At 50.3% G+C, this 25,178-nt stretch carries 18 protein-coding genes; 5 read left to right on the forward strand and 13 right to left on the reverse strand.

Annotation, left to right across the window (positions count from 1 at the left end; all coding sequences use genetic code 11):
* Positions 1 to 40 precede the first annotated feature (40 nt).
* The 6 genes from P8J86_12890 to P8J86_12915 form a co-directional block, all read right to left on the reverse strand.
* Positions 41 to 2,851 carry a glycoside hydrolase family 9 protein gene (locus tag P8J86_12890; protein ID MDG2055586.1) on the reverse strand — a complete coding sequence of 937 codons (2,811 nt, stop codon included), beginning with the start codon at positions 2,849 to 2,851 and terminating at the stop codon, positions 41 to 43.
* A 380-nt stretch (positions 2,852 to 3,231) separates the two neighbouring features.
* The gene (gene yaaA / locus P8J86_12895; protein ID MDG2055587.1) at positions 3,232 to 4,026 is read right to left on the reverse strand and encodes a peroxide stress protein YaaA; all 795 of its coding nucleotides are present in this window, start codon (positions 4,024 to 4,026) and stop codon (positions 3,232 to 3,234) included.
* A gap of 51 nt (positions 4,027 to 4,077) precedes the next feature.
* Positions 4,078 to 5,130: a fatty acid desaturase gene (locus P8J86_12900; protein MDG2055588.1), complete on the reverse strand. Its 1,053-nt coding sequence runs from the start codon at positions 5,128 to 5,130 to the stop codon at positions 4,078 to 4,080.
* Between the two features lie 110 nt (positions 5,131 to 5,240).
* On the reverse strand, positions 5,241 to 6,443 hold the full coding sequence (locus P8J86_12905; GenBank protein MDG2055589.1) for a hypothetical protein: 1,203 nt from the start codon (positions 6,441 to 6,443) through the stop codon (positions 5,241 to 5,243).
* A 199-nt stretch (positions 6,444 to 6,642) separates the two neighbouring features.
* Positions 6,643 to 7,632 carry a right-handed parallel beta-helix repeat-containing protein gene (locus tag P8J86_12910; GenBank protein MDG2055590.1) on the reverse strand — a complete coding sequence of 330 codons (990 nt, stop codon included), beginning with the start codon at positions 7,630 to 7,632 and terminating at the stop codon, positions 6,643 to 6,645.
* Between the two features lie 234 nt (positions 7,633 to 7,866).
* The gene (locus P8J86_12915; GenBank protein ID MDG2055591.1) at positions 7,867 to 8,856 is read right to left on the reverse strand and encodes an arginine deiminase family protein; all 990 of its coding nucleotides are present in this window, start codon (positions 8,854 to 8,856) and stop codon (positions 7,867 to 7,869) included.
* A gap of 605 nt (positions 8,857 to 9,461) precedes the next feature.
* On the opposite strand from P8J86_12915, the gene P8J86_12920 reads away from it, so the two are divergent.
* Positions 9,462 to 10,700: a right-handed parallel beta-helix repeat-containing protein gene (locus tag P8J86_12920; protein MDG2055592.1), complete on the forward strand. Its 1,239-nt coding sequence runs from the start codon at positions 9,462 to 9,464 to the stop codon at positions 10,698 to 10,700.
* 393 nt (positions 10,701 to 11,093) lie between these two features.
* Positions 11,094 to 12,329 carry a right-handed parallel beta-helix repeat-containing protein gene (locus P8J86_12925; protein ID MDG2055593.1) on the forward strand — a complete coding sequence of 412 codons (1,236 nt, stop codon included), beginning with the start codon at positions 11,094 to 11,096 and terminating at the stop codon, positions 12,327 to 12,329.
* Positions 12,330 to 12,396: 67 nt separating this feature from the next.
* Here the strand turns inward: P8J86_12925 and P8J86_12930 are convergent, their stop codons facing one another.
* From P8J86_12930 to P8J86_12940, 3 genes are read right to left on the reverse strand one after another with little or no spacing between them, the layout of a single operon-like run.
* Positions 12,397 to 12,813 (reverse strand): hypothetical protein, encoded by a 417-nt coding sequence (locus tag P8J86_12930; GenBank protein ID MDG2055594.1) that lies wholly within the window; start codon positions 12,811 to 12,813, stop codon positions 12,397 to 12,399.
* Positions 12,814 to 12,832: 19 nt separating this feature from the next.
* Entirely contained in the window at positions 12,833 to 13,885 is a 1,053-nt protein-coding gene (locus P8J86_12935) for an NAD-dependent epimerase/dehydratase family protein (GenBank protein MDG2055595.1), read from the reverse strand.
* Entirely contained in the window at positions 13,882 to 14,964 is a 1,083-nt protein-coding gene (locus P8J86_12940; protein ID MDG2055596.1) for a ketopantoate reductase C-terminal domain-containing protein, read from the reverse strand. The genes P8J86_12935 and P8J86_12940 overlap by 4 nt, the downstream gene beginning before the upstream one ends.
* A 186-nt stretch (positions 14,965 to 15,150) precedes the next feature.
* Here P8J86_12940 and P8J86_12945 point away from each other — a divergent pair, with 186 nt between their 5' ends.
* Positions 15,151 to 16,866, forward strand: coding sequence for a sulfatase (locus P8J86_12945; protein ID MDG2055597.1), 1,716 nt, complete (start codon positions 15,151 to 15,153; stop codon positions 16,864 to 16,866).
* 53 nt (positions 16,867 to 16,919) lie between these two features.
* Here P8J86_12945 and P8J86_12950 read toward each other — a convergent pair whose 3' ends face one another.
* From P8J86_12950 to P8J86_12960, 3 genes are all read right to left on the reverse strand, one after another.
* Positions 16,920 to 18,320: a right-handed parallel beta-helix repeat-containing protein gene (locus P8J86_12950; protein ID MDG2055598.1), complete on the reverse strand. Its 1,401-nt coding sequence runs from the start codon at positions 18,318 to 18,320 to the stop codon at positions 16,920 to 16,922.
* A 180-nt stretch (positions 18,321 to 18,500) separates the two neighbouring features.
* The gene (locus tag P8J86_12955; protein ID MDG2055599.1) at positions 18,501 to 19,643 is read right to left on the reverse strand and encodes an aminotransferase class I/II-fold pyridoxal phosphate-dependent enzyme; all 1,143 of its coding nucleotides are present in this window, start codon (positions 19,641 to 19,643) and stop codon (positions 18,501 to 18,503) included.
* Between the two features lie 6 nt (positions 19,644 to 19,649).
* Entirely contained in the window at positions 19,650 to 20,708 is a 1,059-nt protein-coding gene (locus P8J86_12960) for a hypothetical protein (GenBank protein ID MDG2055600.1), read from the reverse strand.
* Here P8J86_12960 and P8J86_12965 point away from each other — a divergent pair.
* Both P8J86_12965 and P8J86_12970 read left to right on the forward strand, forming a co-directional pair.
* Positions 20,700 to 21,548 carry an SDR family oxidoreductase gene (locus tag P8J86_12965; GenBank protein ID MDG2055601.1) on the forward strand — a complete coding sequence of 283 codons (849 nt, stop codon included), beginning with the start codon at positions 20,700 to 20,702 and terminating at the stop codon, positions 21,546 to 21,548. The two genes, P8J86_12960 and P8J86_12965, sit on opposite strands and share 9 nt — an antisense overlap.
* On the forward strand, positions 21,545 to 22,528 hold the full coding sequence (locus P8J86_12970; protein ID MDG2055602.1) for an aldose 1-epimerase: 984 nt from the start codon (positions 21,545 to 21,547) through the stop codon (positions 22,526 to 22,528). Before P8J86_12965 ends, P8J86_12970 begins: the two co-directional genes overlap by 4 nt.
* Before the next feature lie 80 nt (positions 22,529 to 22,608).
* On the opposite strand, the gene P8J86_12975 is transcribed toward P8J86_12970, so the two are convergent.
* The gene (locus P8J86_12975) at positions 22,609 to 24,921 is read right to left on the reverse strand and encodes a hypothetical protein (protein MDG2055603.1); all 2,313 of its coding nucleotides are present in this window, start codon (positions 24,919 to 24,921) and stop codon (positions 22,609 to 22,611) included.
* Positions 24,922 to 25,178 lie beyond the last annotated feature (257 nt).

Raw genomic sequence — 25,178 nt, forward strand, 5'->3', positions numbered from 1 at the left:
TGCATCAAGACTCTTCCAGATTTCGGCCTTACTTTTTCAATCAGTTTTCATTTGTGACTTCAATACCGTTAATGAACACTTCTGTTGGTTCACTGGCCTGACCAGCACCTTCAAAACCAATTTGTGCACTTTCACCACTTTGCAATGTGTCATCCCATGTCGGATGAATAACCGTGACCACACCATTGACTTGAGATTGGAACTGAGAGGCCCAAGCATTAACCACGGTGTAGTTGGCATTCCAACTGGCAGTCCAATCTTCAAGTGGCTGATCGGAATTATTGGTGATAAACAAGTCGGCTGTAAATCCGCCCTGCCATACATCATTTTGCACAAAGCGATAAGTGATACCACTGATCTGACATGCATCAGGAACGCCATCACTGTCACTGTCATCTAATCCATTGGTAATGTCACAGCTATCAGGAACACCATTTCCATTACAGTCTGCCACAAGTCCCTGAGCAATCGCGCAGGCATCAGCAGTGCCATCGTTATCACAATCATCGAATGATTGGCAGCCATCTGGAATCGAGTCGCCGTCACAATCGGCGTCTCCGTTCGCTATTTCATAGCTGTCAGGAAGACCATCCCCATCACAGTCTGCTTGACACTCATCAAGCTGGCCGTTGCCATCAATGTCCGCGGCGCCACTGGCAATCTCATCAACATCAGCAATGCCATTGTCATTACAGTCAAGTAGTCCCTGCTCACCATAAATGAGAATACCAGCATCGTAGACAGGTATCATTTCAGTTTTTGCAATGGCTGACTGACCAAAAGGCAAATCAGCCAGTGATGGGTCATTGCTCGAATCCCAAACATCTGCGGCGGCATTACTCAGGCCAATAGTAAATTCAGCATCTCGACGATAGCGATTGCCGAATCCCGGCGTGATGTCTTGCCCAGCGTAGGAGACCTCAACGAAGTAAAGATTGCTTGAGGCATTCGCGATCACCAAGGAACCGAGGCTTCCACCATCAAGGAAGCCACTGTCAATGACGACATCTTCTACGTCATATCCTGCACTAAATACTTCTGAAAGATCAACATAGATGCGATAGGCCAGCGATTCACTGGGTCGCGCCGGAAAATTACTGCGGTTATTAATGCGGCATCGAATGGTTGTTGATGAGTTGCCATCGGAAATGATTGAGGCTTCAACAAACATCTCCTTGCCATAGGGATCTTCCTTGGGAGGAAAGTTCGGTAGCGTTGTGCCATTATATTCTCGCGCCATGCGACCAAGCGCTGCGACGAAGCCGGCGTTGTAATCACACGTTACTTCATTCCGCACATAGTCACTTCGCACATCAGCAAAGTCATAATCGTCTGCAGAGGCAGGGCCACCGACCAAAGCACCCCATAATTCATTGCGGTTGGGATCTGGATCCTCGATCCAATTGTTCCACGATCCATGAGCACTACGGTGGTGAGGCTTCAGGGGCGGATTATTACCAAAACCACACACGTAACTTGAGTTGCGAGGATTGTCACCCAACATGTAGTTGATTTGCTGTTCACCAAACTGCTGGTAACGCCCATCAGGATCTTCAACCGTGTCGGCATAGACAAAGGCAATGAACGCTGTATTGGCAGCATACCTGAGTGATCCCCATTCACTAAGCCAAGCAAGCCCACCAGGTGTGTAAGCCACACTGCCACCTGGCAACCAGTTGCCAAGGTGATCTTCCATATAGTCTTTGTACTCTTGCTTGCCGGTCAGTCCAGCGAGCAGACAAGCAGCGCCGTTGGTCTTGCCATCCCATGAATGTGACCAGTTCGGATCTTCATTGGCTGAGTCAAAATGAGCCTCTGCTTGATCAAGATAGGTTTGCTCGCCGGTTGCTCGGTAGATCCATGCCGCCGACCAAGCAAGTTCATCAAAGTATCCAGTCCAAGAGTCATAGTAGTTGTCAATTTCTGGAATCGAGTCGGTGTAAGTTCCACGATAGGTATCCGCAAACGCGTACAGTTCACGTGCGTGCTGCAAAAGCGTGGCGGCATAGTCAGGATCAGTCTCTTCAAAGAGAATTGATGCCGCCGCAAGAAATGCAGCTGACTCACCGGCTGGTTCAGAGCCTGGATTTTCTGCGTTGAGCCACCAGACCCATTCCAGCGGGTAATAGTAGCCATCCTCTGGCTGAGGCACATCGGGTTCAACTGGTCCCCAGGCAATGTGCGACGGCGCTCCATCACCAATCTGACCACAAAAGACATTGGGCTCTGGATGGGCTGCAATACACCAGTCGGCATGCCATCGCAGCGTTTCGAGAAGTCGATCCATTTGATCAGAGGCGTTGAAGCCATCTCCGAATTCAATACCACCCCACGCCATAATGGTCATCGCTGAACTAATTGGTAAAACAAACGTCGAGGTGTCACCAGCATCCATATAACGATTGATAATCGCTGGATCAAAATCATATTGTCCATTGCGCTGCTGAATAAGTTCAATTTCGTCGTAACAGTCACCGCGCCAGTTCAGTGAATAATCGTCAGGTAGATCACCGGAGCGCTGGGCATCATAAAAGGTAACTGCTTTCTGCAGAGCCTCGTGATAATTAAACGGCCCCTCAACAATCTCTGGGCATTGACCGAATGCGACTAAAAACAGAGAAAAATCGCCGAGATCAACCTGCCCACTATTATCGAGGTCGTAAGTTGAATTTGTCGATCCCCAGGCAACCAAGAACTGACTGAAATCGTTGATATCTACAGCACCACTCTGGTCAAAATCAGCGGGACATGCTGATTGACGACCATCGGCCCTTAAGCCATGTGTCGAAAATGCGATAGCAAAAGCAGCCATGCCACTGGTGCAATACAAGCGATTGAATTTTTTCATCATTGCTCCTGTACCCCACCAACGTCCTTCTGTCTCTCTTCGAGGCTTCCTCATCCTCAGGGATCACTCCATGTCCTTTACGATTCTGGCCTCGGTGTGTTCCTAGAGATTGCCAAAACACCCCTCACACGCTGAAATTGAATATTGAGCCAGCGAGTTGGATCTAGAGAGAATCTACTGAGGGTCGATTTAAAAGCAGCCCAGGCAAGTGGAAAAGCTTTTTATGTTGGTTAGAACGCAACGGTGGTCGATTTCATCGCTGCATAGCATGTAAACAGTCGTTTACTGAAGCGGCAAGATTTGTTGCCAAAACCAACCTCATTGTTGATTTTGGAAACTCAGCTACAGCAGTCATAAAATGCCAACAGCGCTATTGTGACACGCTAGCTCGCTTGTTTCGCTGCTGGTTTTGGGCGTTTGAAAATGAGTTCAAACTCGGAGCCTGCTTTCGCATCCAATCGATACCCCTCAAGATCGAAGCCTGCCAAGTCTTTGACCTTCTTCACACGAGCGATCGACATCCATCTGGCCATGAGACCTCTTGCTCTTTTGGCGAAGAAAGAGATGAACTTGTCTTGCCTTCCATCACGCTGCAAGAATTTGACGTTGACAATGGGCACGCCGAGTTTTTCTTCATCAACTGCTTTGAAATATTCGTCGCTGGCAAGATTAACAAGCGTTGTCGCTTTGACTGCCTTTAGGTCTCGCAACAAGATCTTGGTGATTGCATCACCCCAGAACTCGTAGAGCGATTTTCCAGCGTCTGTCTTAAGGCGCGTCCCCATTTCTAACCGATAGGGTTGAATGACATCCATTGGCCTAAGCATTCCATAAAGCCCACTGAGAATACGGATGTGATCCTGGGCCCAACCAAGGCTACGCTTGTCTAACGACCATGCCTCAAAACCCTGGTATACATCACCGCGAAAACACAACGCTGCTGCCCCACGCTGATTCGCTTTGGCACCAAACTGATCCCATCTTTTAGCATTAAGTTGCGCCAACTTGTCGGAGATCGACATCAGTGAACTGAGACGCTTCGGTGTGTAGCTTTCTAGAACGGCCGCTAACTGCTTGGTCTGACTGCCCAATCGAGGCCGCGATGTTGCTGATACCAATTGTGTTTCACCCATGTCCATTGTCTTGGCGGGCGAGAGAATAGCCATTAGGTTGCTCATGCCGTACAGATTACTGCATTCGCTGCCAGATAAGCGGAAGCAACCAACTCTTTATGATGATGCCTGGTCACGCTCAGCTTGCCGAGCTCTCGCTTGAGCTCTGCGCTTCGATTGAGGCGGAACCACCTTACTCGCCAGGCCAAAAAGCTCTAGAAGTTTGATCTCGTAATAGGTGATATCGAACTCCCACCATCGATGCTGATTGCATGCGCTTGCTGGATCGTGGTGATGATTGTTATGCCAACCTTCACCAACGGTCAACAGAGCGACTAACCAGTTGTTGGTGCTGTGATCATCTGTGTCATGACTCTGGTATCCAAACAGATGCGAAAGAGAGTTCACCGACCACGTAATATGCCAAACAACCACAGTACGGACGAGAACCCCCCATACAAAGAGGCTGACACCAAACTGCAGAGCAGCCATACCGGTGCCATCAATAGCCCAACCGAGACCGTAGCCAACTGCAAAGAACAGAAAGGATTGAACAAGAATAATCCAGGTCCACTTCTTGCTCTTTTCGAGTCTCATATAGAAAGGATCTTTAAGGATATCACTCGCATACTTTTGATAGGTGTGAATATTGTTGGTACGTTTGTTGGTCACGAGCAGCCAGCCAACATGTCCCCAGATAAAATTAACCAGTGGACTGTGAGGATCTTCGTGTTCATCTGAATGCAAGTGATGATAGCGATGAACCGCCACCCATTTTGCTGGCGTGTCCTGAAGACAACACAATGCCATGAGTGCAAATAAGTGCTCAAGCCATTTCGGTAGTACACAACTCCGATGCGTCAGGACTCGGTGGTAGAGCAAATTGATTGCCTGACCAAAGACATGCACACCAACCACCATCACAATTAATCCAGTCCAGCTGAATGTCCATGGCCAAATAGCTGCCAGTGCCAGAATGTGAATGCCAACAATTGAGATTAGATATGGCCAGTTAAGCTCACCCTTAACGACGGTGTCGGGCAGCGGCAGAATTGGCCTACCGCCAGGTTCTTCAATTGGTACGGGTATGGGCACGGCCTCAGAGACTGGAGACGATCTCGCAGGCGGGACATCAATAACAGCCGGTTTATTTGGCAAGAGACTACTCATCTAGCTCCCATCCGTGGAAGTTCGGACGAGTCACACGGTTTCAGAAATTCTTATGCCGGTGCAACTGGTTTATGCCCTATGGCCGTTTCAAACAAATTCGATACGAGCGGTCATTGTAGCGGCTTAAAAGTGCCTAGGCTTATTGATCCCGAACCTCGAGATACCGATTTGACCGATTGCTGATGAGCTGCATTGAGAGCACTCCCGACTGCAGCACGCAGTGGCGCCTCACAGCTTGTCCCAAAACTCACCAGAAAAACAGAGAAATCGCCCAAGTCAACGATTCCGTCTCGGTTGATGTCCCCATCACATATCCCCAGAGTGGCACTCAGAAGAACATGATCCGCGGTATCCACCGTGCCATCCCCGTTCATATCCCCAGTTATACAATTTGTGCTAATTTCAATCATAGCCATCGAGAAGTTCGCCCCGGCACTAATCTGACCGATGCTAGGGAGTCCAGTAGGCACGATCTGCTGGCCATCAGCATTCGCTCCCCAGGCCACTACTGTGCCATCCATTTTCAAAGCAAGAGAATGATTCAGGCCAGCAGCGATCTGTTTCACCGAGCCAATATCAGCTGGAACGTCAGTCTGCCCCGAAGTATTCAGCCCCCAGCTCACAATGGTGCCATCCGACTTTAAAGCCAGTGCGTGTGAGCCACCTGCCGCGACCTGCACCACATCCGTCAAGCCTATCGGCACTAATGACTCACTGTTTAGATTGGAGCCCCAAGCGACCACCGTCCCGTCCCGTTTGAGTGCAATAGTGAAGTTCCCCAAGGCCGAAACACTAGCCACACCATTGAGGCCAACTGGCACATCTCTTTGGTTCGACCCATTCTCACCCCAGGCAACCACAGTTCCATCACTCTTGACTGCAACAGCATGCTGATCACCTGCAGCAATTGCAATCGTGTTACCAAGACCAGCCATTGCTGTCGCCTGGTCAATGTACTCAAGCCCCCAAGCAATGAGATCACCTTCTTTTGTGATTGCAAAAGAACTCAGCGATCCACTTTCAATCGCAACGACGTCAGTCAAATCTGTTGGCACAGCGGTCTGAGCGAAAACCGCCCATCCCCAAGCATCAACCGTGCCATCTGCACGAAGCGCCAGCGTATGCCAGCCTCCAGCAGACATGGCTACATGCCCACTGAGAATGGACTGCTCATTGCTTTGACCATATTCATTATCACCCCAACCAACCACAACACTGAGATCAGCTGCCCAGCTTCCTACAGAAAAACATAACAAGGACAGTGTTGCAATTAAGTAATTTGGCATCAAGCGTGTCAGTGGTGACCTCCCCATCAGCATCCTCCCTCTCTAAAGGCCGCCCCACAGACCATCAAACTTGCGTCTATTGAATCAAACCAAGTGGATTGACACAAGCCCCTACCCTCTAAATAAAAGTGCTCATGAGATCTTCCATAGGAATAAGCCCCCTCAAGGGGCTAGATAGTTCTTTTACCATTCAAGACGTTCAGATAAAAAAGCTCAGAACAAGGTTTTATCTGAGATCGCGCGCCCCATCACAAACTTCTCCATACCTGATGAGAAACAAAGAGAAGTCCTGAAGGTCAACATCAAGGTCTTGATCAAGGTCCGCTTCTAAATCAGCACCAGTCTGGCCGAACTGAATCAGGAAAGTTGAAAAGTCTGCAAGGTCGACCTGTAAATCACCGTTGAGATCACCGGGGCAGTCAACTGGGCATTCGTCCTGCACCGTGTTGCCGCCCCCGTCATCCCAGGTGCCTTCGATCGCTGCGGCATCGTTCTCGCAGAAAAGCGTGTCCGACACCATCACCATGCCTCCAGATCCCCAGGCGGAAATCGCGGCCGTTGCCGTGTTGTTGCGGAACGTGCAGTCCTGGATACCGGCGGTGGTGAATTGGATCTGCGCGATTGCCTGCCCCTGATTGTCCTCGAAGGAGCACTTAAGGACGAGCAGGCCTGGGTTGTCACCGGAGATGGACTTGTTGAAGAGGATGTTGCCGGAATCGCCCGCGTCGTTGCCCACGAAACGGCAGTCCTCGATGAGCGCCTCGCTGTCGCTGCTCCAGATCGCTGCGCCCTCCCACTCGCTGGTGATGCCGGTGAAGGTGCAGTTGCGGATGGTAGGAGCGTAGTGGTAGATCCACAACGCATTGCCTATTGATCCCGTAAAAACGATGTTCTCTACGGTCGTGCCTGACGCATCAACCGCACCGATAGCCAGCAGGATATCGGCGGTACCTTGACCATCGAGTATGACAGCGGGAGAACCGTCTGCATTGGTCGCTCCGCGGAAAGTAAGGTTTGGGGTCGTCGGAAAGAGACTGGATTCATAATAAGTACCCGCCCCAATTTCAATGATGTCACCACTTTGCGCCGCAACCATCGCCGTTTCAATGCTGCTATAGGTACAGCCACTGGAACAGACCTCAAGCGTATCCGCCTGGGCCACGCCGGCTAAAGATATGACACCAATAGCCAGCCATCTACATTGCCAAAAATTCATCCAAAAAGACCTCTTACTTTGACCTGATAACTTATTTACGAGCCCCTACGAAGGCCTTCTGATAACAGTATATGTCCTCGCCATTGTGAAATATTGCACTATCTTTTTTTAAAATAAACGCTGCCTACTGATGCAACTGCGGGGCCTTCCATCAACAAAAGAGGACCACATTATTGCCCTGAAAAATTGTGCCCACAGCGAATAACGATCACCAAAAAAGACTTACTAGTGGATCTAGCTCTCGCGAACGAGCGGATGATGCCAACAGCGGAAACCACCGCCTTGCCAGTGGATCCCGTCAATCGGCATGGTGATGACTTCCGTGCCTTGCTGCCGCAACGCATCGATCAGTTCAGGCATGTCCTCCCCCACGAGCATCGTCTTGTCATCCAAGACGAGACCATTGCAGCCAAGCTTCCCTTCAGCGTCTTGGGCAGAGACATCGATCAATGTCCAGCCTTGGAGGAAGTCCGGAAGACCCTCCCCGAACCCCTCACGACAGATGATCGCTAGTCCCGGACGTGGCGTGGCAAGCACGCAGTCGAGGTGTAGGAAGTGGTTACTAAGCGGAACCGTGTGGACGCGATAATCAGGGCCAAGGAAGCGCTGCAACCACTGAATACCTGCCATGTTTGATGCGTTACCAGTAACACCGACGTAGATGTCCGCCCCCAACACGAAGACGTCGCCTCCCTCAAGGAACGGCCCTGGGCCATAACCTCCATTCTTATCCGCTGGGAACGGCTCAGGCTGCGGCATGGAAACCATCACAGCGTCGCTGTTGGCCACTCGCTCGCCGATCGCACGCCGCACCGCGAAGCGCTCTCTCCGGCGATTGGGTTCATACATGGCGGTCTCGATGACGTTGTTCCCGATGACCAGCATCGGATCACGGGGAAACGTCTGAAACACCGCATCGTTCATTCCTGCAAGAAACGCCTCTTCCGACGGCAGGTGCTTCTTCACCTGGTGGACAACGATGCCACGTTCTTCAAGGAACTTGATGATCGCATCGATCTGGGCGATGAGCTTCTTGTTCAGTTCCGGATTGTAATCCTCAAGTGTTCTGCCGGCGTTGCGCTCGATGATCTCGATCGTTTCCTGCGACAAAAACCTCTTGGGTGCCTCCGCCAGTTTGCTGGGCAGGCGCACGTTGGGAAATCCAACCACGACTTCCTTCAGCGCCCCCCATTCATGACGCACTATGATCGGCTTGTCAGACACGTTCTAATCCTTAGGATCACCTGATGGAGACCGACTTTGTGGTGGAGGCAGGTTGCCAGCAACTACAGCAGCAACCACGGCGGTGGCTGAAGTCTACAAGAATGTGTGGCGCGTTGTTCGCGTATACGTGCCTTTAAAAAACATCTTAGGGCTATATGCAGATGCATCTGAATGTGACTCGAGGACCTCAGATAATCAACATCGGCAAAGGAGACGGAGCTTCAAGATAAGGTTTCCGACCGTTCGCTTTTTTAAGGACGGATCTCCGGGAGCGTTACCAGCTGCTTCACTTCTTTCTCTGTGATCATGACATCCTGCCCTTTCTCGCTATTGATGCTTTGCGACTTCGCTGACGCTGCACAGTGGCTGATCAATCTGAATATGCCCACCGTAGCCCGTCAATCCCCTTTCAGAGAATTTTTGCGAAAAAAACCACCAGATTGAGGGGAAGGTCCGGACCGCTCGTGCACGTTGATATGTGCTCGTCAAACCCTTGTTCGATATGCGGTATGTCGAATCAATGAAAGGGGCGGCCTCAAGGACGTAGTTGGCTGGGCATCTTGATCATTGACTTCTAGTTCTATTCTGAAGAAAGGGGCATCACAATGAACATGTTGAAGTATCGACGTTTCTCGATTGCGTCTATTGGAGCTGTCTTTTGTGCAACATCGTTGATGGCTGGAGAGCTCAGCGTCAGCGCAGATATAGGAGATGGACAATACACCACTATCCAATCCGCAATCAACGCTGCCAACAATGGCGATCGAATTAAAGTCTATCCAGGCACATATCTAGAAAACATCGATTTTCTTGGGAAGCGTATTCTTATCTTCAGTGCCAAAGGTGCGAAGAAGACCAACATCGATGGTCAGTTTCTTGGGCCAACTGTTACATTTTCTTCTGGGGAAAATCGTAACTCCGAACTCAGAGGCTTCACGATCCGCCATGGCTCAGGCCGATGGGCCGCTGCTGATGGCGATTCAGGCTATGCAGGAGGCGGACTCTTCATTTCCGGTGCTCACCCGCAGATCATTGATTGTGATATTCGAGATAACTACGCCGAGTTTGGAGGCGGTGCCGGTGTGGGCTTCGACGCAAAACCACTTTTTGAGGGTTGCACGTTCCGAGACAACTACACCTACAGCAATGGACTTGGCGGTGGCGTATACGCTATTTACAGCAAGCCAGTATTTGTTGACACCGTCTTTAAGGGAAACCACTCCGCCCTCGATGGAGGCGCCATGTATACCAACCAATGCGATGTAGAGGTAGACGGCTGCAAGTTCTTGAAAAATACTGCAGAGCAGGATGGCGGTGCAATAGACAATTACCTGTCCACCCTCTTCGCGGTAAATACTCTGTTCAAGAAAAATCAAGCCGCATCTGCAGGTGGAGGCATCGCTTTAGACGAGTCTGATGGCGTACTAAAGAAGTGCACTCTTCTCAAAAACACTGCAGGCGCCGCTGGCGGCGTGGGCGTCCTCGAAGGCTCCCTAAAGGTCGTTGATTCTAGAGTTAGCAAGAATAAAGCAAATGGTTACTACGTTTATATCCCAGAGTTTTCAAACTTTGCTGGTGGCATCGGAATCTATATGTCCAGGTTTGATCTAGAAGACGTCACCATCGATCGCAATCGTGCCGATCAGGCTGGCGGAGTCGGCATCTACGATAGTGTGGGCGTCATTGATAATTGCGAAGTCAAAGACAACAATAAGACTGGCATCCATGTTCTTGACAACAATGGTAAAGTTGACATAAGAAACACCAAAGCCTGCCAAAACAATGGAAAAGATGTCAAGGGTCCCTTTGCTAACCTCGGCGGCAACAACATCTGTGATCGCTAAACCACACCCTGTCAAGAAGTGATACTTGGCAGTCAAGACAAGTCAACATACAGAGAGACCCCGGCCGTTACTGTCCGGGGTCTCTTGTTGTATGCGAGCAGTTGATCTGCGTTCAATAGCAATGCCATTTCACCAAGATCATTCATAGGGTTTATCACTGTGGCCACCAACATCCATCTCAGCCCAGGAGCATGACGACTCTCTATTTATCCACAAAAACACCCTACGCCTTGCCCTCTCACACCGTCACGCTGGCTCAATGGGGCTTTGATCCTTGTCGTGGCTCTGTGCAATTCACGCTCATCAGGCCGCTCTTGATAAACTTATTAGGCCATGGCTTGTTTGTGGCGTATGAGTTCGGGGTTACAAGCTTCACTTATTAAGGGTGCTGAAATGAGAGATACACTAAATCGAAGACTGTTGTTCGCAGCGATCACACTCGCAATAGCGACGCCAGTGGCACTTGCTAAAACCTACACTGTTAACTTTGACGGTAGCCAGGACTACACAACAATCCAAGCTGCTATCAATGCTGCTGGCAATGGTGATAAGGTCAAGGTCTATCCTGGCACGTATCAGGAAACCATCGATTTCAAGGGAAAGCGCATCACTGTCTTTGGTAAGGACGGCGCCAGTGACACAAAGATAGACGCACAGTTTCAAGGCTCAGCTGTGACCTTTGATTCAAGCGAAGGAAGAAACTCTGAACTGCGCGGGTTTACCATCATTCACGGTAGCGGTACTTGGGGCAGCTACAACGGCGACTCTGGCTACGCAGGCGGAGGGGTTTACATCTCAAGTACTGATCCAACTATTCGTGATTGCGTGTTTCAATACAACCAGGCCAAGTTCGGAGGCGGCGCTGGCATCGGCTTTCAATCGGAGCCACTCTTCAAGAACTGTACGTTTCGGGACAACCAAGCATACGGCGGTGGTCTTGGTGGCGCGGTCTACGCACTTCTAAGCAAACCGACTTTCAAAGACACGTCTTTTAAATTTAACTCCTCAACACTCGATGGAGGCGCCATCTTCACCAACAACTGTGACATCAAGATCGACAAATGCACGTTTTTGAAGAACACGGCCGATCAGGATGGTGGAGGCATGCAAAACTACTATTCCGACGTCGAGATCGATGACAGTAATTTCAAGAAGAACCAGGCAGCTTCTGGTGGTGGTGGCGTGGCCTTAGATGAGTCGGTTGCCGAGATCAGAAAAAGTAAATTCCAGAAGAATATTGCTGGCGCAGCAGGGGGCGTTGGTGTGATTGAAGGCTATCTTGAGATGGTCGACTGTGATGTTAAGAAGAACGAAGCTGATGGCTACTACGTCTACGTACCAGAGCTTTCAAAGTACGCGGGCGGGGTGGGGATTTTTGACTCGGGCTTCAAGCTTCAAGATACGAAGATCACCAAAAATTCAGCAGATCAATGTGGTGGCGTTGGCATCTATGACAGCATCGGAAAAATAAACGACTGCACTGTCGAAGATAACGGCAAACACGGCATCTACATTCTGGACAACGGCGGCAATGTCGACTTAAGAGACAGCAAGGTTTGTGATAACAGTGGCCAAGATGTCAAAGGCCCCTTTGATGACCTTGGCGGCAACAGCATCTGCGACGAGTAAGACAACGACACTGACAATATTGAAACACGCAAGAGCCCTGTAGAGTCACCCCTACTGGGCGGGGGCGTTAGATGTTGAGTTCCGCTGAATCGTCCGCAAAGTCAACGACCGGACTGCGATAGAGCACAAATCGGACCTGGCCATCTTCACAACGTTCGATCAGCCACTCTTCTTGAACTTGGGTTTTGATCCGACCCGGTCGCCCGTCAACAAAAGAAGCATCCCAACTCACAAGGGCCGCCACATGCACACGCTCTGGATCTTTCCAGACCGGTTTAATTTCAATTGTTTTCCAAGCATGCACTTCATCACACAGTTGACGATGCATCTCTTGATGTGGTTCAAGATCCATACGCACGCCACCAGGCACCATCACATGCCCCTGGCCGATAAAGAAATGCTCCATCTCAGCGCCAGGCCGGCCACTGCGAACATCATGCCAGAATGACTCGACTAGCTGCTTCACTTCTTTCTCTGTGATCATGACATCCTGCCCTTTCTCGCTATTGATGCTTTGCGACTTCGCTGACGCTGCACAGTGGCTGATCAATCTGAATATGCCCACCCTGTTGGTACCAAGCAATCGCCTCCACAATGGAGTCCCGACAGCTCCGCATTGGCATCAACTGCAACTTCTCAAACGACTGGCGTCCATCAAAGTGAAAACGACGCTGCGTCAGTCGCACACCCGTCACGGTCGCCATTGGAATACCATTGCGACGCACCCGCATCAGTAACTCTTCAAAATGGGCATAAGCCAAAGCAACTGCATAAGGAACCCGCAACTTTGGCGGCTTTCGATCAAGCAACGCAGCCAGATAATTGATTAACTGCTGAACCGTCCAGTTTTCATTGACAAGCAGATAAGGCTGACCAGGTGTTCCGTGCACAGCGGCCGCCCAAATACCTGCCGCCACATCACCCACATCGATGAGGTTCAGTTCACCAGCCATATATCCTTTAATGCGCCCATTGATATAGTCACACATCATCCGAGAGAGCGGCACCATACCGCGATCGCCAGCGCCAACCGGAATACTTGGCCGAACGACGATGACTGGCTGCCCCGCTTGAGCCGCTTCAAAGGCAGCCTGTTCAGCCTGCCATTTACTGCGGCAGTAGGGACCAATCATTTCATTGAGCGTCGTCACCGTGTCTTCGGTGATGACCCCCTTCAAACCCGGAGGCGCCAAGATTGACTCTGTTGAAACATAAACCGTTCGCCGCGCTCCTTGTTGATGAGCTGCTGCTAAGACATGACGCGTACCTTGATGATTAACCTCTTCAAATGTGCGTGGATTTCGATCCCAAAGATTAGGATTGGCCGCCAAATGCAAGACCACATCACACCCCTTCGTCGCCTGCATCACCCCTTGGGGATCACAAATATCAACGTGGGCAATCTCAACTCGATCAGTTGGCAAGTGACTCACATCGACACCTGGCTTATCCAGTACACGAACCTGTCGCCCCGCTTGAACAAGCTGCTCAACAAGTTGGGTGCCAATAAAGCCAGCGCCACCGGTCACTAAAATAAGACCCGGCTCTTTGGTCATTGAACCCCACCTTCTGATTCAGGTTGTGAGACTGAAGCGACACTTGCCATCTCATCGAGAAAATGAAGTGCCGGAGTTGCTCGCACCGCCGCCATGCGCTCCACAAGATCACAGGCGCGGCGATTAAGCTCACAAGGCTCGTGTCCAGCCACATCAATGAGATGACCATTGAAGTTACGGATTTCTGTTTGTCCACGCTCAATATCGCCAGACATCGAACAATAGGTATTGCGCAGTGAAGCAGAAAATGGCACCGCCATGGCCCTCGCTAAGAATGGCACACTCAAAATACGATTGACGGTCTGCGGATAAAACGGACCAACTTTGCCCAACTCAATACCCGCCGCTTTGAGAATACGGTAGTTCTCACGCAAAAACGCAAAGAACAGACGTCGCGCGGGACCCAGCGTCAAGAGTTTGCTGTTATCGAGACCAGTCACCGCCGCCAATGGACTAATGGCGGCGTTATACATCACTTTGGCATACTTAAAAGGCCGCACGTCATTAACCTCGAGCACGTCAAAAGAACCGTGCTCTGAAAGCACCTGCGCCAGTGCCTCTCGCATTGGATGCATGATTTGCGACTGACAATCACCACTGCGCCCAAGATGAAGTTCACCTTTTCGTGTGATCCGCGTCTGAGTTTGGCCTGCGTGACACTCAGATACAAACGAAGCGATTCCTTCATGATTCACACGATCCATAAGTTGTCGATCAAACCCATTTTGAATCGGAACCACATCAGTCTCTTGGCAAAGACGGCTCAAGACCAACTGATTGTCATAGCATTTCGTGCAAAGCACGACCAAACTATCCTCAGATGACGTTGGCGGTGACCATTGCTCAAATGAAACGATATTGATGGGGAAACATGACTGACCATCGATGCCGACGCCATTGGCCTTGCCCCAACGTACTTTCTCTGCGTCGCTTTCGACCAGCGTGATATCAACATCACCAGCTCTCAGCGCATGAGCAATCGCGCAGCCAATGCCACCTGCTCCAATAACGCTGACATTCTTCAACACTGCGTGCGACATGATTGCTTGCTTTCGTGCTTCACCGAGCCAAGACTTCACTGGATCTCATCCGCCCTTCGATACCTGGCGGCAAGAGAACCTATTTGGCCTCTGGCAATCCAACGAATCCCAGCACGAATTGTACTGAGATGTCGATAAGAGCGGTTACTATCCAGATCCAGCGACTATCATATAGAAGCGTGACGAATGCTTCTTATCGCATGATTTGGAGTCCTTCTCTTAACCATGAAACATACGCAACTCTCTCTTCTGCTGCCCTTTTGGCTGGTGCTGCTGATCACATGCACGGCTCATGGACACCATGCAGCGTTCTATAAGAAAACATTCGAAGCAGTGCGTAGCGCTGACTTTACTGGTGTTGAGAAGCTCTTTGCACCGGAGGTATGGTCCGGCCAGGCTGGCGAGATGACCCCGCAGCAGTTGCAGCAGCGAATAAGATCGGGGACGGTCAGCAAACTCTACGAGACCATGAGCAGGAGCGAACGTGAGCACCGCGTCTTGGTCACTTTTCTCATCACATATCCCGATCAGCGCCCCGATGAGCAGATCCTGCTGCTGGCAAAACGGGTTGGCCAATCGGGCAACACAGATCCCTACGCATGGCAAATCGTTGAAGTATCAACCGATGTCGCCCACGCTGAAACATTTCTGACCCGTGCACTTCCCCGCTTTGCTGAAAAACCAGATCAGGCCCCTCCAACATCATCAGCCCCCAACATCATCATCATTGTCTCAGATGATGCGGGCTTCGCTGACTTCTCTCTGCATGGCAGCAAAGACTTCCCCACACCCAACATCGACCGCATTGCTGAAACGGGCGTCCGTTTTAGTCAGGGTTATGTCTCCGCATCGGTGTGCAGCCCCAGCCGCGCCGGCCTTTTGACTGGTCGCTACCAACAGCGATTTGGACATCACCACAACATTCCACCCAAATATTCTGAAGTCAATGGCCTGCCGGTCGAAGAAGTCACCATCGCCGATGCATTAAAAGCCCAAGGCTATCGCACCATTGCACTGGGTAAGTGGCACCTTGGTTATGCGCCGCATTTCCATCCCTTATCCCGTGGCTTTGATGATTTCTATGGTTTCTTACAAGGCGCGCGCAGCTTCTATCCAACGACTGGAAAGAAGCACACCAAGCTCAACCGACTGCTTCGCGATCGTGAGCCAATTGATGAAGACTTCACTTACATGACTGATGCCCTTGGCCAAGAAGCCGCGGCTTATATTGATCGACATGCTCAAAAACCTTTCTTTATGTACTTGTCCTTTAATGCGGTACACACACCACTACACGCGACCAAAGAGAAGCTTGATAAAACCAATCCCGAGCTCAGCGCCAAGCGGCGCAAGCTAGCGGCCATGACGATGTCGATGGATGATGCGGTTGGCAAAGTACTCCAGGCGCTTGATCGCAACCACATTGCAGACAATACCATCGTTGTCTTCCTCAATGACAATGGTGGACAGACCTTAGCGGGCGCCGACAACACGCCTTTGCGCGGAAAGAAGGGACAAACTTATGAAGGAGGTATTCGGGTTCCATTCGCAGCGCGGTGGCCAGCGACCTGGCCTGCTGGCGTTGTGTACAAGCATCCGGTCAGTGCCTTAGATCTTTTTCCAACCGCGCTGAACGCTGCCTCCGTTGGCTATGCAACCCAAACACCTCGGCTCGATGGTATTGATCTGTCTCCCATGCTCACTGGTGATCGCGAGCTGGCTCCCAATCGCGCCCTCTTCTGGAAACAAAAGAAGAATGCTGCGGTCCGCCAAGGTCACTGGAAGCTGGTCCAATTCAATGGCGGTGATTTCGAGCTCTACAACCTCACTGATGACATCAGCGAAGAACATGATCTTGCCGCAAGTCAGCCCGAAGTTGTCGAATCACTTAAGAAACTCAAAGATGATTGGGCTGAGGATCATGAAGACCCCCGCTGGTAAGTACCAACGGGAGCCATTGAAGTCGTTTCGTTCACTTGAAGACAACTCGTTGATCAGTTGCAGGGATTACCCCAGTTAATCAGGAGATAAGTGAAGTCCTGTACGTCAACCATCAAGTCTCCATTGATATCTGCGGGAGACACACCCTCATGTCCAAAATGAACAAGCAAGACGCTGAAATCATGAACATCGACATAACCATCACGGGTGATATCAGCAGGGCAATCAGTGGCACAGAAGTCTTCAAATGAGTTGCCACCTAAGTCCAACCAGGGGCCTTGCCGTTGTGGCGTTGCATTACCACAAAAGAGCGTGTCCTCTACCGAAGGCAGCGATGTACTGTGGCTGTCAAGTCCTCCACCTGCCATCGCTGTGTTCTTCTTAATTGTGCATTGTTTAATCGTCGGTGACGCATAGTTATCACAATGGATGCCACCACCTGTGGTCCCAGCTTCATTTTCAACGAAGCGTGAAAGCTCGATATCAATAACGTGAGCGAATATATGGCCTAGATCTTCTTCATAGTGTGAGATATACATGCCTCCACCTTCGAGCATTGCACGATTCAAATTAACATCACTGTCATGCACGTATAGAAAGATGCCGTTTATACCAGACTTGGCAAATATCCCACCTCCCTGACTGGCGGTGTTGCGCTCAAACACACAGTGCATGACCAGTACCGGCTGCCAAACAGTTCCATAATACCAGAGGCCTCCACCAGATTCGCCCGCCTCATTGTCGGAAAACAAGCAAGACTTGAAGGTCCCCTCGCTCCGCCCAATCCAAACACCACCACCTTGATGTTCAGCAGTGTTGCCTGTGAATTGACACTCGTAAAAGGTCGGCCCGTTGCCATCTTCACCTGACAGTAGAACCGCTCCACCAGCTCCACCATATCCATCGAGACTCATGGCACGGTTGTCTACGAAAGTACAATTCTCAAACACTGGGGTGCTATACATTCCCCAGTCTGAGAAATAGACGCCGCCGCCGCTCGCCCCTTGGTTGTTTATAAAGTGACAGTTGCGCAGTGTCGGTCCTGCCATGCAATACATGCCACCGCCACGATGTGCATCCCCATCACGAATAATCAGATTCTCTAACACGGTATCTGCACCTACAATCCCACTGCAATGAATAACACCGCCTTCGGAGAAAAACTCCTCTGCAGGGGCCACATCCCAACCACTGATTACCGTCAGTGGCTGACCACTAGCATCTGTTTCACCACGAATCGTAATTGTTTTATTAAAGATTGTAATCACTGCCAATGGAAAATAATTGCCTGCCGCAATTTCGATCACATCACCATCACTGCTTGCATCAATTGCTGATTGAATGGTCCAGTAGCGAGGCGATGGACAAGTTCCACTCGCGCAGACATACCGTGTCTCCGCATGAGCTACACTTACACAAAGACTAATACAGAGTGTGGGGAGAAGGCGTTTCATTGGCTTGCTCCTGAAAAATTGGATCTGCGAGATCCGCTCTACCAGGAAACGCGAAAGTACCGCCTCTCAGAGGCAAAGTTCTACCCCAGTTTTATCAAAACCCTCCCTGGCAACCAAAGCATCAAGAATTTCAATCGTGGGATCTCCTGAATTTTCGATAATTGACCAATAAGAGGTTCCTCAGCTCACCTCTGCCATGATGCGCTTCGGAAAGAGGCGGGCCAATCCCTCACTGACGCGCTCTAGACCTGCCGCAAAATGGTCTGACTCCATACCGATAGCGAAGCGCAGATATTTGTCGAAGCCAAAGCAGTCACCGGCCACCACAAAGACACTCTCGTTGATACGCAGCTCATCCGAAAGCTCTGAAGAACCCATCGGCAAGTCATACTTCACAAAACCCATCCCTCCGGCCTTCGGTGGCAGCCATGAGAAGACACCTGGATAGCGGTCCATCCAGTCCTGGAAGATTTTGATGTTTCTGCCCAACACCGTACGACTGCGATCACAAATGCGCTTGCGCGTCGTTGGCTCAAGTACATACGTCGCAATCGCCTGGCACAACGTCGAGCTGGTAATTGAAGTGTAGTCTTTGTGATGCCAGCATTGATGAATAATGTCTGGCTCTGCAATAACCCAACCAATACGCAGTCCGGGTAGTCCCATGGTTTTCGAGAGTCCACCAGTAGCCAATGTATGCGCACCGAGCTCGCGCACTGATGGTGTGTCTGTGCCACTAAGTTCTGAACCACGGTAAATCTCATCGGCGTGCAAGTAAGCGCCGTGCTTCTGAGCCAAGGCACCCAAAGCTTGCATGATCTCCGGCGGCATAATTTGACCGGTTGGATTATTCGGGTTGCAGATACTAATCATGGCGGTGCGATCAGTGATCAGTTTTTTCGCTTCATCCATATCCGGCAGCCAGTCCAACTCTGGGCGCAACGACAATGTCTTTACATTAATATCTAAACCGCGCGTCAAGCCATCGATTTGCATGTAGTTTGGACCCATTAAGACCAACTCGTCTCCTGGGTCGAGCATGCTGAGCATGATGACCATATTCGCTTCGGCAGAACCGTTACTCACCATCACGTGATCGGCCGTCACATCACTGGGATACCAGTCGGCGATGCGCTGACGCAGATCATGCTTACCGTGGCTGTACCCATAACCCAACTCGAGATCGATCAGGCTCTCAATCACCTCTTCCGGTACCACTTGGCGAATAGAAAGTGGATGCCATCCACTCTCAGTGAGGTTAAAGTCAACGTCATTTTCGTAAAGCGATTGCATTCGCTCCATTACAAACTGTTTGAATCGCATGTCTTGTTATCCCAATGCTTCTACGACTGCTTTGGCAATCTGAATATCCTGATGAGCGACCCCCGTCAGGTCGGCCACTGTTATTTGGTTTTCGGAAGTTCGTCCCAGTTGTGGATCTTGCACAACTTGCCCAAGTTCAACGGCTTTGTCTAGTTCAAAGATGCCAGCCTGCACCGCTTTGGCAATTTCGCCTCGCTCAACGCATTGGGAGCGACTATCGGCGACCACCACATTGGCCCGAGCAATAACATCGGCAGCAAGCTCCTGCTTCCCTGGCGTGTCAGAGCCCATCGCAGTGATATGCGTACCAACTTGTACATCATTGGCGTGCAAGAGCGGTTTTTCAGATGGCGTCGTTGTGACAATAAGTCTGGCTTGCGCTGCGACATCGGCGGGCGTATCGCAGAGCGTCACGTCGTAGCCCTCTCCTTGCATGGCTTCCAGATAGCGCATGGCCCCAGCTGGCGATCGTCCCCAGACTGCGATTCGTTTGCAAGGCCTGACGTCTGTCAGTGCGAGGACTTGCATTCGTGCTTGGACACCCGTACCAAGCACACCTATCACGTCAACTTCTTTTGGCGCCAGGTATTTTGCTGCAATGGCACCCGCCAGTGCGGTACGTACATCAGTGAGATAACCTTCATCAAGCAAGATTGAGCACAGCTGGCCCGTCTCCTGACTCAACACCAGCATGCATCCTGATCCAGACTCAAGTCCGCGGGTTGGATTTTCATAAAATCCTGAAGCAATCTTGATCACAAAGACATCATCATCTTTGATATATCCATATTTGATATGGGTATCACCAGGTGGATCCTGAAAGGTCAACTCACCAACTGGTGGCACGACCACCCGCCCCTGCGCATGTGCAACAAAACCATCTTCAATGGCACCAAGCAAAGGCAGATTGGCGACCACCTTTTCGATCACATCACGTTGGTAAATCGTTGCCATAATTGATTCCTTAGGTGTCCATGGTAACGCGGCGCCAGCCATCTGGTACGCATGTGCGATATACTCAACACCCCAGTGGGCACCCCGAGGGGCATAGACACCATGAGCCATACATTTCACCAAAAAACAGCTTTGATCACTGGCGCCTCTGCTGGCATCGGCGCTGAGTTTGCACGCCAACTCTCAGCCCAAGGAGCCAATCTTATTTTGGTGGCGAGGCGTGCTGATCGGCTCGAAGATCTGGGCAAAGAGCTCACGGAAACACATGGCATCAAGTGCACTGTCTTGGCGATGGATTTGGCTGATACCACATCCTCTGATGCACTCTTTGAAGCCACCCAGAACATCGATGTCGACATTCTTGTCAATAATGCAGGCTATGCGTTGAAATCAACCTTTTCGAGGGTGACCGCCAAGGACGTTGCGGATCAACTCCAAGTCATGCTCGTATCACTGACCGAACTCTGTCACCTTTACTTACCAAGTATGAGACAACGCGAATATGGCCGCATTATCAACGTCGCCTCTCTGGCTGCCTTTACACCTGATTTTTCCGGCAGCCTCTATCCACCGATCAAGGCGTACGCACTGCGACTTTCTCGCTCTCTCTCACTTGAACTACGCGGAACCAATGTGCATGTCACAGCGCTCTGTCCTGGCTATACCTATTCTGAATTCCATGATGTGCAGGGCACGCGCGACAAAATGAATCGAATGCCTCGATTCATGTGGATGGATAGCGACAAAGTTGTTCGCCAAGGTTTGCGAGCTGTTGAACAAGGTAAACCCGTACACATCAACGGCCTGGTCAACCGTTTGATCGCTGGCATGTGCACGGTAATTCCACATGGCATGATGCATGGCATGATGCCAGGCGGATCAACCTCGCGAAAACGGGCCAAGCTCATTAAGCAAAGAAAAAACCAGAAGTCTTCAGGAGAGAACACTTGAGCTCAACTCCACCACCTTATGACGCGATCAAAACAACACGCGACGGCGTTGAGTTATTGGAGCTTGTCTGCAATCACACCAATACATGCGTCTCGATTTGCCCCGCTGCTGGCATGTGTGTTGTTGGCATGACCGTTGCAGAGAAAGAATACGTCCATCTACCTCTACCACTCGGTGAATTTGTGGCCAGCCAGCACACAGGGGGCATCCCCCTGCTCTATCCATGGGCAAACCGCTTGCGCAGTGACCACTACGAAGTAAATGGCCAAGCCGTCAATCTGGCTGACCATGCCTTGGTCCACCGTGACGGCAATGGATTGCCCATGCATGGCCTCCTCGTACGTTTTGATCAATGGAAGATCGACTCACTCACTGCAACTGACAAGTCCGCCGACCTACATTGCCACATCGACTGGGCTGAACATGAAGCGCTCATGGCCGCGTTTCCTTTTGAACATCGTCTTTCATTAGCAATGTCTCTAAAAAAACAAACACTAGCTATTGAGGTCACCGTCACACCAACAAGCAAAAACAGTGTGCCGATTTCATTTGGCTGGCATCCGTACCTCAAGCTCGCTGGTTCAAAACGCGATGATTGGAAGATGACCACCCCTTCACTAAAACAAGTGACCTTGGATGCCCAGAATCTACCTGTTCATCCACTAAGCGAAAAACCGGCTCCAGACTTCTCTGGTGAGTTTGCTCTAAGAGGACATCAGTTCGATGACTTGTTTGCGGGCATGGGTGATGATTCAACGGCCCATATGAGTGGCCCAGACAGTTCAATAATGGTCGCCTTTAAACACCATTACCAGTGGATGCAGATCTTCTCACCAACTGATGCAAGTTACTGCTGCGTTGAACCAATGACTTCACTCACCGCACAACTCAGCGACAATCCCACTGGACTACCCCAAGCTCAACCAGCGGCTCCCTGGTCTGCTCGGTTTGAAATTTCAGTTAATAAAACCGACGTCTGAACACAGTCCGTATTCAGACGCCGGTCATCGCCTTGAGATCTAGAGTGCTGCGTCCCCACCCCATAGAGGAGCCCATTTTTCTACGCGGAACACTCACCACCCCAAGTAATCAAAAGCATCGTAAAGTCAGAGAAGTCGACTATCAAATCACCGTTCAGATCAGCATCACTTACACCGACCTTACCCCAATCTATTAAGAGAATGGTGAAATCTAAGATATTGACAATACCATCACCAGTCATATCAGCATCACATGCATCTGCGGGACATTCATCGCCAACAAGATTACCGCCCAGATCCAGCCAAGCACCACTTATCTGATTTGGCATATTGCCACAAATCACACTGTTCAATACTTTTGGGGTTGCAAATGGACTACTCCACATACCACCGCCAGTACCAACAGCGTCTCCATCAACATCAGCAGTGTTGAACTTGATCGCACAGTCGTCGATGAGCGGATTGCTTGCTTCATTGGCAATACCACCGCCGTTACCTTCTGCAATATTTCGACGAACTCCTGTCTTATAAAACTCGGGATCGGAAAGGTAGTTGTAGATGCCACCGCCTGCATCAGACGCGGAATTAACCCGAAATGCACACTGGAGCAGAATGGCATTACTTTGCACGTAGTTCGCCATGCCACCACCACGAATGGCTTTATTTTCATCAAAGACGCATGATTCTAAATAGGGCGTATCGTTGCGTAAGTTTGCCATGCCGCCACCTTCGGCTGCGGTGTTAGAGAAAAAATTACATTTCATAAAGTGGCCATGACTGGCGCCTTCGTTACCAACACCGCCACCAGCGCTAATCGCCTCATTCAAATCGAACTGACACCCCTCAACCCAAGCCGCATTCGCGATGTTGTGCATACCGCCACCGTTGACGCCAGCTTTATTTTCAAGAAAATCACAGTCATGCACAGATGGCTTGCTGCCCTGATTACTAAAGATGCCTCCACCACTACCATCAGCGAGATTCACTTTAAAGACAGTATTGCTAATCACTGGTGACGCATCAGAATCATTGAACATTGCACCGCCATTAATCTGCGCGAGGTTTTCAGTAAAAAGCGACTCTGTAATCATGGCCGTTGTTGGCATCATGGCATCGCCGCTATTGAACATGCCTCCACCATTTCTCGCTGAGTTGACTGTGAAGTGCACCCGCGCGACAGTAGGACTTCCCTTCTCACTAAACATTCCACCGCCGCTATTGGAAGCCATATTCCAAGCAAAAAGTGAGTCTTTGACGACCGGCGAAGACGTGTCTGCGCTATATACACCAGCACCCGAATTGGATGCCATATTCTGTAAAAATTCAGTGTCGTAAACACTTGATGCACTTGCCAACCACTCGTACATACCCGCGCCATCAGCTGCGGAGTTTCGAATAAAACGACTGCTAATCACGATTGAAGCAGACATGTCACCGGTGAAGAGGCCCCCACCAAGCGTCGCATTATTTTCAGTGAACTCACAGTCATCAATCAATGGATTGGCTGCAAACAAACTCTGCATTCCACCGCCTTCAATCGCCGTGTTCTGCACAAAAAAACATTCTTCAAATTCGCCCATACTGCCTTCGTTATAGACACCGCCACCACCAAAGGCCGCGATATTGCCATGGAATTCACTTCGGTAGACTTGCGGATTAGATGATGTCATAAACGGTACTGCCCACGTATTGGACATGCCGCCGCCAAGTGGCGCCTCATTGGACCAAAAGAAACAACGATCGAGATATGGATCACTCTGCACATTGAGCATGCCGCCGCCCATTTCATAGGCGTAGTTGTAATCGAACTGACAATTGATGAGCCGAGCATTACTTTTTATTTCATTGGCCATACCGCCACCGGTTGGTGCCTGATTATTCATGAACCAACAATCTACAAGTATTGGATTACTTGATTCACTATTGAGCATGCCGCCACCGCGTACTAATGCGATGCAGTTTGTAAACCAACAATTGCGCATCAAAGGGCTTGAATTCCCGTTGTACATCCCCCCACCATTAGCAGACTGGCCCCGATCTATAATTAAGTTAATAAACAGAGTTGTTGACGTCTCAAATGAAACACAACGCAAAACCTGAACATCAGCTGTACCGTTGTTATCTGTATCACCGCTCAAGACAGTCACTGGATGCCCCATTGCATCAACTTCACCAACGATTGCGATCGCTTTTCCAAGCGTGTTGATCGGTGCCGCAAGGTGATAATGCCCTGCCTTAATCTTGACGGTATCTCCTGGAACAGCCGCATCAACGGCGAGCTGAATGTTTGTGAATGCACAGCCAATCGGACAAACTTCGTGCGTTGCGGCAGACGCAGAGACCGCCCCCATTCCAAGCGCACTAAGAACAAACAAAGATTGGGTGATATTCATAAGCATTCCTTTCACTATCAAACGACCCAATCTAGACCGCGGTAATTCCGGGCCAGAGAGGCAAAAAAGTGGCTGATATCTGCTGCTTTGCCAAAAAGCCCATTTTTTGGCCCCTAAACGATCATTTTGGATATAAAAGTGCCTTTTTTGCCTTGCTGAGTCGCATGAAAGCAGGGTCTTTTCATAACGAACATTGAGAGCGCCCCTCAGGGCGGATATCCTCAACGATCAAGATCCTAGATCTGGCCGCGGATGAT

The organism is Phycisphaerales bacterium (assembly GCA_029268515.1).
Classification (GTDB): Bacteria; Planctomycetota; Phycisphaerae; order Phycisphaerales; family SM1A02; genus JAQWNP01.